This window comes from Arthrobacter sp. NEB 688, assembly GCF_013201035.1.
GTDB lineage: Bacteria > Actinomycetota > Actinomycetes > Actinomycetales > Dermatophilaceae > Phycicoccus.
In genome coordinates, this window is the sequence record NZ_CP053707.1 from 1,524,569 (window position 1) to 1,535,898 (window position 11,330).

General features: G+C 77.4%; 5 protein-coding genes. 4 read left to right on the top strand and 1 reads right to left on the bottom strand.

Features of this window, described 5'->3' with window-relative positions; translation table 11 throughout:
• Positions 1 to 34 precede the first annotated feature (34 nt).
• Genes HL663_RS07270 through HL663_RS07285 form a run of 4 tightly spaced genes read left to right on the top strand, consistent with a single transcriptional unit; the run spans position 35 to position 10,759 of the window.
• Positions 35 to 6,145, top strand: a complete 6,111-nt coding sequence (locus HL663_RS07270; protein WP_173027726.1) for an Ig-like domain-containing protein — start codon at positions 35 to 37, stop codon at positions 6,143 to 6,145.
• Between the two features lie 41 nt (positions 6,146 to 6,186).
• Complete coding sequence (locus HL663_RS07275; RefSeq protein ID WP_173027727.1) at positions 6,187 to 7,170, top strand: AAA family ATPase; 984 nt, start codon at positions 6,187 to 6,189, stop codon at positions 7,168 to 7,170.
• Between the two features lie 53 nt (positions 7,171 to 7,223).
• Positions 7,224 to 8,375: a DUF58 domain-containing protein gene (locus tag HL663_RS07280; RefSeq protein WP_173027728.1), complete on the top strand. Its 1,152-nt coding sequence runs from the start codon at positions 7,224 to 7,226 to the stop codon at positions 8,373 to 8,375.
• Positions 8,372 to 10,759 carry a transglutaminaseTgpA domain-containing protein gene (locus HL663_RS07285; protein WP_173027729.1) on the top strand — a complete coding sequence of 796 codons (2,388 nt, stop codon included), beginning with the start codon at positions 8,372 to 8,374 and terminating at the stop codon, positions 10,757 to 10,759. The genes HL663_RS07280 and HL663_RS07285 overlap by 4 nt, the downstream gene beginning before the upstream one ends.
• A 25-nt stretch (positions 10,760 to 10,784) precedes the next feature.
• On the opposite strand, the gene HL663_RS07290 is transcribed toward HL663_RS07285, so the two are convergent.
• On the bottom strand, positions 10,785 to 11,279 hold the full coding sequence (locus HL663_RS07290) for a hypothetical protein (protein ID WP_173027730.1): 495 nt from the start codon (positions 11,277 to 11,279) through the stop codon (positions 10,785 to 10,787).
• Between the last annotated feature and the right edge of the window lie 51 nt (positions 11,280 to 11,330).

Here is an 11,330-nt window from a genome sequence, read left to right on the forward strand (position 1 = left end):
TCGCGGGTTCCGGCGACCCCGCACGGGCACGGTGGTGGCGACGGTCGTCGCGCTCGTCCTCGGCGGCTACGGCTGGGCGGCCACGCAGAGCGACGGCTACCCGACCGACCACCCCGAGGCCAACGACGGCACCCTGTGGGTGACCAACGACCGCTCGGGCCTCTTCGGGCGGCTCAACGGCCCCGCCGCCCGCCTCGACGCCGCCTTCCCCCCGGCGGACGAGAGCAACCAGGGCTATGCGCTCGACGTCGTCCAGTCCGGCAGCTCGGTCCTCACCCGCGACCGCTCGAGCGGCCGGGTCACCCCTGTCGACGTCCAGGCCGGCGCCCTCGTCACCGACCGCGCCGTCGAGCTGCCCGGCCGGGCCCTGCTCGCGGTCGGCGGGGGCACCTCCGCGGCGGTCGACCCCGAGACCGGCGGGGTCCACGTCGCGCACTCCCTCACCCCCACCGTCGCCGCGGTCGACGGCCTCGGGTCGGGGGCCCGCGCCGCCGACGTCGTGCCCATCGCCCCCGACGCCACGACCGACTTCCCGGCCGACGTGGCGGTCGCCGCCGACGGGACCGCCTACGCGGCGGGCTCCGGTGGCCGGATGACGACGCTGTCGCCGACCGCCGACGGGGGGTTCCGGACCGTCCGCAGCTCCCTCGGCGGGCCGCTCCAGGAGGCGCAGCTCGTCCTGACCCCCGACGGGCCGGTCGTCCTCGACACCGTGTCCGGGGTGCTCGTGCGCCCCGGGGGCGCACGCGTCAGCCTCAGCGGCGAGTCGGTGGTCGGCGGGGTGCCCCAGGACGTGACGACGGACGGCGCCGTGCTCGTCGCGACGCCCCGTGCGCTGCTGTCGGTCGACCTGCGCACCGGCGTGACCCGGTCGCTGGCGACGGGCGGCTCGGGCCCCGGCACGGCGCCGGTGGTCCTCGACGGCTGCGCGTACGCCGCGTGGTCCGGGACGCCCGGCCGCGCGGTCAAGGTGTGCAGCGGCGCCGCCCCGGAGACCGTCGACCTCACCGACGCCGGCACGCTCAGCTCGCCGCGGCTGCGGGTCAACCACCGCACGGTCGCCCTCAACGACACCTCGACCGGCGCCGTCTGGGACCTCGACTCCGGCGACCGGCTCGACGACTGGGCGGCCGTCGCGCCGCCGTCGTCGCAGACCCCGCCCGAGGACACCGACCCCTCCTCGACGGTCGACCGCACCGCGAAGCCGCCGCAGGCCCGGGACGACGAGGTGGGCGCGCGCCCGGGCCGCACGAGCGTCCTGCACGTCCTCGACAACGACGCCAACCCCAGCGGCAGCGTCCTGTCGATCACCCGGGCCACCGGGCTGCCGGGTCTCGACGGCCGGGTCGACATCTCGCCGGACGGCCAGACGGTGCAGCTGCAGCTGACCCCCACCGCCCGCTCGACGGCCTTCGACTACGTCATCGACGACGGCCGCGGCAACCGCTCGAGCGCGCGGGTCACCGTGACCGTCCGCGGCCCGGACGAGAACGGTGCCCCCGTCCTGCGCAGCAACTACGTCCCGGGCGTCACGTCCGTGACCAACCGCGGCTCGGTCACGGTGCCCGTCGCCGGCGACTGGCGCGACCCCGACTCCGACCCCGTCGCGGTCACGGGCGCCCGCGACGGCGACCGCACGGTCGGGGTCACCCCGGACGGCCGCCTGCGCTACACGGCGACCGGCGAGACCGGCCCCCGCACGCTCGAGTACACGGTGACCGACGGCGCCGCCCCGAGCACCGGGCAGCTGAGCCTCGACGTCCTCTCGCCGGACGCGACGCAGCCGACGTCCCCGACGACCCTGCCGGACGTCGGGCGCGGCGAGGTCGACAAGCCGATCGTCCTGCGCCCGCTCGAGAACGACATCCCGGGCACGGACCCCACCGACCCGGCGGCCCGCCTCCAGCTCGCCGGCAACGTGACGGCCCCGGACGGCACGACGGTCTCGACGAGCTTCGAGGCCGGCACGGTCACCGTCACCGCGAGTGCGCCGGGCACCTACCTGCTCGGGTACACGGTCCGGTACGGCACGGCGAACACCGTGCGCGGCGCGATGCGCGTCGACGTGCGGGCGGCCTCGGAGCGCACGGGCGACATCACGGCGATGCTCGACCAGACCGTCCTCCACGGCCAGACCGCGACGATCACCGACGTCCTCGCCAACGACGTCGACCCCTCCGGCGGCCTCCTCACCGTCCAGTCCGCGGTGGCCGACTCCGCGCTCGGGGTCGAGGTCGCGGTGCTGCGCGGCCGGTGGCTCCGCATCCGCGCGACGAGCCCCGAGCTGCGCCCCAACCCGGTGCTCGTGCGGTACACCGTGACCAACGGGGCCGGGAAGACGGCGACGGGGTCGGTCTCGGTCCTCCAGCTGCCCGCCCCGCAGGACGACTCCCCGGTCGCGGTCGACGACACCGCCACGGTGCGCTCCGGCGACCAGGCCTCGATCCCGGTCCTCGACAACGACCTCGACCCGGGGGGCACGACGCTGCGGCTCGCGCCGCAGGTCGAGGGCGCCGCCCGCAGCGGGATGCTCCCCGTCGGCGGGGCCGACGGCGGGCCGACCGACGAGCCGACGGGCGCGGCCTACGTCGCGGGCTCGCTCGTGCGCTACCAGGCCCCGGAGGTCACCGAGCAGCGCACGGTGACGATCACCTACGTCGTCGAGAACGCCAACGGCTCCCGGGCCTCGGGCAGCGTGCGGGTGACCGTCACCGCGCCGCCGAGCCCGCAGCAGCCCAACCGCGCGCCGACCCCCGCGACCCTCGAGGGCCGGGTCGTCGCGGGCGACACCATCACCGTCTCGATCGCCGGCTCGGGCGCGGACCCCGACGGCGACTCCACGACGCTCGTCGGGCTCGCCTCCGCGCCGCGCCTCGGCCGCGTGCTCGCCGTGACGCCCTCCTCGATCACCTACCAGGCGTACCCGACGAGCGGCGGCACGGACGACATCACCTACCTCCTCGGCGACCGCTACACGAAGGTCGGGACGGGCACCATCCGCATCGCGGTGTCCCCGCCGGGCGACCCGCAGCCGGTCGTCGCCGTCGACGACGAGGTGACCGTCGCGCCGGGCCGCCGCGTCTCGGTCGACGTCCTGGGCAACGACATCCAGCCGATCGGCGAGCGCGCGACCGTCCAGCCGCTCGAGACCCTCGACGAGACCGCCCGCGGCCGGGCCCGGCTCGAGCCCGCGACCGGGCGCATCGCCGTCGTCGGCCCGCCGCCCGCCGCCCCGCTGCGCGTCCGCTACGCGATCCTCGGGTCGAACGGCGAGACCTCGACCGCGACGCTCACCGTCCGCGGCCGCGAGGGGGTCAACCTGCCCCCGGAGCCGCGCAACGCCCTCGCGCGCCCGGCGCCCGGCGCCCAGACCGTCGACGTCGACCTGCTCGCCGGGGCCGTCGACCCCGACGACCCCTCCGGGACGTTGCAGGTCAGCCGGGTCTTCAACGCCCCCGGCGTCGCCGTCGTCGACGGGCGGGCCTCGCTGCCGGTCCGGGCCGTGCCCCAGGTGCTGTCCTTCGAGGTCGTCGACTCCGGCGGTGCCGCGGCGCTCGGGCTCGTCCACATCCCGGCCGGCGGCGCCAGCGTGCCGAGCGTCAAGCCCGACGCGCTCGTCCGGGTCGAGCGCGGCGGGTCCGCCCTCGTCGACCTGTCCGACGTCGTCGACGGCCCCGCAGGCCGCCCGCTGACGCTGACGACGGAGGACCGGTTCGCCGCCTCCCCGGCCGGCGCCCTGCGGGTGCGCTCCGAGGGCCCGTCGCGGCTGCGGGTCACGGCGCTGCGCGACTACGTCGGCCCCGCCGCCATCGCGTTCGAGGTGACGACGGCCGCCTCGCCCACGGCCGGGGCCGGGCGGCGCGCCTTCCTCACCGTGCCGGTGCAGGTCGGCCCCGAGACGCCCGTCCTGCGCTGCCCGCCGACCGCGGTCGACGTCGTCGTCGGCGGCACCTCGCGCCCGCTCGGCATCCAGGACCTGTGCCACGTCTGGACCTCCAGCCCCGAGGCGGCCGAGGACCTGCGCTACTCGGGCGCCTTCGAGTCGCCGGTCGCGGGGCTGTCGGTCATCTCCAGGGGCGGCACGACGCTCTCGGTCGCCGCGTCGTCGGCCGCCGTCCCGGGCACGAGCGCGCGGCTGCTCGTCACCGTCGACGGCACCGAGGCGGTCCCCGCCGTGCTCACCGTGCGGGTCGCGCCCGCGCAGCCGCCGACCATGGACCCGGTGACCGTCAGCGGGGTGCGGGCCGGTTCGACCCAGACCGTGTCGCTCGTCGGCTACCTGTCCTCGCCGCTCGTCGACCCGCGCTACGACGTCCTCGGCATCGAGCCGCTGACGGGCACGGCGACCGCCCGGGTCGACGGGCCACAGCTGGTCTCGGTGACCCCGGGGCCGACCGCCAAGGGACGCCTGACCTTCCGGGTGACCTTCACCGACGTCGAGGCGGGCGACCGGCGCGACCGGCAGGGCACCGGCACCCTCACCGTCGACGTCCTCGGCACGCCGGACGCCCCCGGGGCGCCGACGCAGGCCGGCCCCACCCTCAGCCGCTCCGCCCGCCTCGCGTGGACCGCGCCCCGGGACAACGGCCTGCCCGTCGAGGGCTACGAGGTCGCGTGGGAGGGCGGCACCCAGCTGTGCGGGGCCTCGCCGTGCGTCGTCACCGGGCTGCGCAACGCCGTGGCCACGCGCTTCACGGTCCGCGCGCGCAACGCCGTCGGCTACGGCCCGCCGTCGGCGGCCTCCGCCGCCGTCACCCCGGACGAGGTGCCGGGCGCGCCGCGGGCCCCCCGGGTCACCGACCCCCGGGACCGGGCGGTCACCGTCGCCTGGGACGCCGCCCCGAGCAGCGGCTCGGCGGTCGACAGCTACCTCGTCACGTGGCCGGGCGGCCGCGCCGAGGCGAGCACGACGTCGGTCACCGCCGGCGGCCTCGACAACGCCCTCCGCACGCCGTTCACCATCCGCGCACGCAACAAGGCCGGCTTCGGCCCTCCGGTCACCGTCGAGGGCCAGTCGGCGGGGACCCCCGCCGTGCCCGACGCGCCGCGGGTCGACGCGAGCGAGATCGGCGGCGGCGCGCGCCAGGTCGTCGTCGTCTCGTGGAGCGGCGTCGCGCCGAACGGCCCCGGCGACACGACGTACACGGTCACCCGCAGCGGACCCGGCGGCACCGTGACGCTCTGCGCCGGCACGGCCGCGACGCGCTGCGAGGCCGAGGCGGTCGAGAACGACGGGTCGACCTACGACTACCGCGTCCAGGCGGCCAACGACGTCAACCGCTCGGCGCCCAGCGCACCGACCTCGCGCAAGGCCGTCGGCACCCCCGGCGACTTCACCGGCCTCTCGGCGACGGCGACGGGCACCGACCGGCAGGTCGAGCTCGGCTTCACCTCGCCGCCCGCACGCGACGACGGCGTGACCATCACCTGCCGCGTCGGCGGGTCGTCGTGCGGCGAGTGGACCGCGCCGCGCACCCCCACCGACTTCGACGAGACCGTCACCGTCCCCGAGAACGGCAGCGACTACACCTTCGTGCTCACGGCGACGAACTCCGCCGGCCTCAGCTCGAGCGCCCGGGTCACCTCGGACGTGGTCTACGGCCCGCTCGGCGCCGTCGGCGTCAGCGTCGAGTCGACCGTCGGGGCCTACGTCACCTACGTCGTGACGGTCGACGCCAACGGCCGCGCGGCCGACGTCGCCGTCAGCGTGCAGGGCGGGGTCGACGGCACGCTCGCGCCCGACCCGGACCGCACCGGCGCCGGCCCGTGGACCCAGCGCTACCGCACCAAGGTCGGCTACGGGCGGGACGTGACGATCGAGGCCACCGCGACCCGCGGCGGCGACTCGCGCAGCAGCTCGACGACCGCGAGCACCGGCACCGGCACGCTCGCCGCCCGCTCGGAGGGCGACGTCATCACCCTCCGAGCGCGCAACCTGACGGCGAGCGCCACGATGCGCTGCACGATCACCCCGGAGGGCGGCGACCCCGTCCGCGCCACGTTCGAGACCGACGCCGGCGGCGACTTCGGCCCCGACGCGCCGACGACGGGCCTCACGCCCGTGCCGGGGACGCGGTACACCATCACGTGCGACGACAACCGCGACCCCGCCACCCCCGTCGAGGACACCTGGACCGCCCGATGAGCCCCTTCCGTCACCCCACCCCCACGACCGACGAGGACGCGATGAGCACCGAGCCCCTGGCCCACGCCGACGAGATCGCCTGGTTCGGCGAGACCTTCACGACGGTCGTCGGCGCCGTCGGCGAGGCCCTCGTCGGCAAGGAGCGCGTCGTCCAGCTGGCCGTCACCTGCCTCGCCGCCGGGGGCCACCTCCTCGTCGAGGACGTCCCGGGCACCGGCAAGACGAGCCTGGCCCGCGCCCTCGCCGGGTCCGTGCGCGGCACCCACCAGCGCATCCAGTTCACCCCCGACCTCCTGCCGAGCGACGTCACCGGCGCCTCGATCTACGACCCGCGCGCGCAGGTCTTCGAGTTCCGGCGCGGGCCGGTCTTCGCCAACGTCGTCCTCGCCGACGAGATCAACCGCGCCTCGCCGAAGACGCAGTCGGCGCTGCTCGAGGTGATGGAGGAGGGCCGGGTCACCGTCGACGGCACGACCCACGACGTGCCGAGCCCCTTCATGGTCATCGCGACCCAGAACCCCATCGAGCAGGCCGGCACCTACCCGCTGCCCGAGGCTCAGCTCGACCGCTTCCTCATGAAGACGGCCATCGGCTACCCCGACGCGGAGGCGAGCATCGGGGTCCTGTCGGGCCTGGCCGTCCGCGACCGCGCCGGCGGGGTCACGCCCGTCATCGACGGCGCGCAGGTCCTGCGGATGCGGCAGGTCGCGGGCCAGGTCCACGTGGCGCGGCCGCTGCTGGAGTTCGTCCAGGCGCTCGCCGAGCGCTCCCGCGACCACCGCCACCTGCGCCTCGGCCTCTCGGTGCGCGGGATGCTCGGCTACGTCCACGCCGCCAAGGCCTGGGCCGCCGGGCAGGGCCGCAACTACGTCGTGCCCGACGACCTCAAGGAGCTCGCGGTGCCCGTCATGCAGCACCGGATGCTCCTCGACGCCGACGCGCAGTTCGAGGGCGTCACGGTGCCCGACGTCGTCGACGAGCTCTTCGACGTCGTCCCGCTCCCGGCGACCCACGCGGGGCGCTGACGCCCGTGACCTCGCTGCGCCGCCACCTCGCACTCCTCCGGGAGCGGTCCGTCGTGACCCGCACCGGCTGGGGCGCGCTGGTGGGCGGCGTCGTCGCGGGGCTGCTCGGCTGGACCTTCGCGTGGGAGGAGGCCCGGATCATCGGGCTCGCCCTCGTCGTGCTCCTCGCGCTGTCGGTCCTCATGGCGCTCGGCGGGTCGCGGGTCGAGCTCGACCTCACGCTGCACCCGGTGCGGGTCGCGCCCGGCGGGGTCGCCGACGGCGCGCTGCTCGTGCGCAACCCGCGCAGCCGCCGCGTCGCCCCGGCCGACCTCGAGGTGCCGGTGGGCCCGCGGGTCGAGGCCTTCCGGATGCCGTCGCTCGGGCCAGGGGTGCGCGTCGACTTCCCGTTCCCCGTCCGCACGACGCGGCGCGGGGTCGTCCTCGTCGGCCCCGTGACCACCGTGCTCGGCGACCCGTTCGGGCTGGCGCGCCGCACCCTCAACGCGTCACGCACGGTCGAGCTGTTCGTCCACCCGCGCACGGTCGCCCTGCCCTCGCTCGACGCCGGGCTCATCCGCGACCTCGAGGGCCGCCCCACCCAGGACCCCTCGCTGTCCGACCTCGACTTCCACACGCTGCGTGGCTACCTCCCCGGCGACGACCGCCGCCACATCCACTGGCAGTCCTCGGCCCGGATGTCGGCGGCCTCGGGCACGACCTCGCTGATGATGAAGGGCTACACCGACACCCGGCGCTCGCACCTCGGCGTCGTCCTCGACGCGCGCCTCGACGGCTACGACGACGAGGACACCTTCGAGACGGGGGTCACCGCGGCCGCGTCCGTCGCGCTGCGGGCCCTGCGTGACGAGATGGACGTCACCGTGGTCGCCGGCGGCCACGCCGTCGACCGGGTCGGGGTCGCCCGCACCCTCGACGGCTTCGCACGGGTCGAGCCCGACGGCACCGACCTCCCGGCGCTCGCGACCCGCCTCGTCGGCCTCGCGCCGGGGACGAGCATCACCGTCCTCGTGACCGGCGCCGGCACCTCGCTGCGCGAGGCCCAGCGCGCCGCGAGCCACCTCGGCCCGCACGTGCGCGTCGTCGTCGTGCGCGTCGCGCCGGGGGAGCGCAGCGCCACCTCGACGGTCGCCGGGCTGACCTTCCTCACGATGGGCTCGCTCGACGACCTGCCGCGCCTGGTCCGGGTGGTGGGCGGCCGATGAGCGTCCTCGGCACCCTCGGCCGCCCCACCGACCGCCTCGCGCCCGGGCGCGGGGCCGGCGTCCCGGGCCCCTCCCTCCTCCCGGTGCAGACCCGGCGCTCCCGACGCCCCCAGCCGCACCCGCTCGACCGCGTCGTCGACGTGCTCGCCGTCGTCGTCCTCGTGGGCGCCGCGCTCAGCGGGTTCGCCGGCACCTTCCTCGGCTGGTCGTGGGTGCTCCCGGCCGGCGTCGGGCTCGCCGCGGGCGCCGGTGTCGCCCTCGCGCTCGGCCGCCTGCGCGCGCCGTGGTGGACGCTCGCGCCCGCCCTGCTCGTCGTGCTCGCGCTGCTCGGGCCGCCCCTCACCCTGCGCGGCACGCGGGCCGGGCCGCTCCCCACGCCGGCGGCCTGGGGTGCGCTCGCCGACACGGCCGTCGACGGCTGGCTGCGGATGCTCACGACGCTGCCCCCGGTCGACGGCTCCGGACCGCTCGGGCTGCTGCCCCTCCTCCTCGCCCTCGTCGCCGGCGGCGCCACGACGATGCTCGCCCGGCGCACCGAGGCCCCGCACCTGCCGCTGCTCGTGCCCGCCGTCCTCGCCGTGGTGGTCGCGGCCCTCGGGGTGGTCGAGCCGGGCGGGATGGTCGCGCGCGCCGTCGTCCTGTTCGTCGTCGGCATCACGTGGGGGGCCGACCGCGCCCGTCGCGCCGTGGTCGTCCACAGCACGCACTCGCTCGAGCGGGCCGCCACCGGGGCGCTGCTCCTGGCCGTCGTCGGGGTGCTCGTCCTCGGCGCCGTGCCGTGGGTCGGGGCGGCCGACCGGCAGGTCCTGCGCTCCTCCGTCGACCCGCCGTTCTCGGCGACCGACCGCCCGAGCCCCCTGGCCGCCTTCCGCGCCTTCCGGCCCGACGGCCAGCTGACGGACGACCAGCTCTTCACCGTCCGCGGGCTGCCCGACGGGACGCTGGTGCGCCTGGCGACCGTCGACACCTACTCCGGCACCGTGTGGGCCGCCGGCGACGGGCGCGCCTCCACGACCCCGGGTGCCGGGACCTTCCTGCGGGTCGGCGCCGAGATCCCGCGGCCCGCGGGCGGCCGGGCGGTCGAGGCGACGGTCACCGTGCAGCCGGCCTGGGCGGAGCGCAAGGACCTGCGCATCTGGGTGCCGACGGTCGGCGGCGAGACGAGCCTGTCCTTCACCGGCCCCCGCGCCCAGGACCTCGACGACGCCCTGCGCCTCAACCTCGACACCGGGGCCGCGGTGCTCGCCGACGGCCTGCGGGCCGGCGAGACCTACACCCTGACCGCACGGCTCGGCGCCCCCGACGCCGTCCCCCCGGCGACGCCGCCGGTCGACCCGCCACTGCTCCAGCCGGTGGCCCAGCTCGTGGCGGCCAGCGTGGCCGCGGGCGACTCCCCGATGGAGCGCCTCCGGGCCGTCGCCACCCGGCTGCGCGACACCGGTGCCTACAGCGACGGCGGCGAGGGGCAGACGACGATCCTGCCCGGGCACTCCCTCGGGCGGCTCACGGCCTTCCTCGCCGACCGCCGGCCCGCCGGCGACGACGAGCAGTACGCCGCCACCCTCGCGCTGACCGCCGCCTACCTCGGGATGCCCGCCCGCGTCGTCCTCGGAGCGGTGCCGGGCCAGGGCGGGGTCGTCCTCGGCAGCGACGTCCGGGCCTGGGTCGAGGTCCACGACGGCACCCGGTGGCAGCTCATCGCCCCCGACGACTTCGTGCCGCCGCGCGACCGGGCGCCCGAGCCGCGGACCGTGCTCGACCAGGAGCGCAACCGCGCCGCCGCCGTGCCCCCGCCCACCGCGCAGCGCCCCCCGAGCAGCGAGGACGGCTTCACCCTCGACGAGGGCGCGAGCGGCCGCAGCCGCTCGAGCGCGCCCGAGGTGGGCTTCAGCCTGCCGGTGTGGGCGGTGGCCGCGCTCGCCGTCGCCGCGGTGCCCGCGGCCGGCCTCCCGCTGTGGACCGGGCTGCTCGTCCTGCTCAAGGGGCTGCGCCGCGGGGTGCGCCGCCGCCGGGGCGGCCCGGCGGCCCGGACCGGGGCGGCGTGGGACGACGTCGTCGACACCCTGCGCGACGCCGGCTACGACGTCTCCCGCCGCGACACCCGCCGCGAGGTCGCGCGGACCGTCGGCGGGGGCGCCCTCCTCGATGCCGCCCGCACCGTCGACGGCTCGCTCTACGGCCCGGGCGGGGCCGACGACACCGCCGCCGAGCGGTCCTGGGCGCTGGCCCGGCGCACCCGCCGGGAGCTGTCGGAGGGACGGACCCTGCGCGAGCGCTGGCGGCGTGCCGTCTCCCTCACCTCGCTGCTGCCCGAGCGCGGGCACGAGCGGGTGCGCAGGCCGTCGGCCATCCACGCTGAGGGCGTCACCGTCGGTTCGAGGTGAAACCCGACCCTCCGGCGGTCGGGTATCACCTCGACCCGGGTCGGCGGCGGCGGCGCAGGCGGTCGAGGACGCCGCGGCGGGGCGGGTCGGTCAGCGGCGTCGGGCGCTCCGGGGAGAGGTCGACCGCGCCGTCGGCCGGGGCGTAGCCGAGGTGCCTCGCGGGACGGGGCCGGGCCGCGGGCGAGACCGGGGCGGCGGACACCTGCGACGGACGGCTCGCCGCTGACGGCGGGGACGCCGTGGACGCCGATGGCGGCGCGGCGGCGGGGGCCGGCGGCGCACCGGCGGGGACGGCGGGAGCAGTGGGCGCGACCGGATCTCCAGGGGCGACCTCCGCCGGGGGCACGGCCCACGGGGCGATGCGTACGTCGAGCGGGGCGCCGGTGCGACGGGACGCGGTGCGCGGGGGCTCGGGGGCGTCGCGCACGACCCGGGCCGGCTGCTCCCGCGTCGCCTCGACGACCGCCCGGAGCCGGGACCGGGGGATCGTGGTCTCGTCGACCTCGTCCAGCCCGTCCACGCCGTCCATCGTAGGGACGGCGACGGGTCGCCCGCCGGTGTTCGGGGCAGC

What these genes read in the sequence shown, in the direction of transcription:
- HL663_RS07275 (WP_173027727.1), top strand. Translation starts at nt 6,187, where the DNA reads ATGAGCACCGAGCCCCTGGCCCACGCCGACGAGATCGCCTGGTTCGGC.
- HL663_RS07285 (WP_173027729.1), top strand. Translation starts at nt 8,372, where the DNA reads ATGAGCGTCCTCGGCACCCTCGGCCGCCCCACCGACCGCCTCGCGCCC.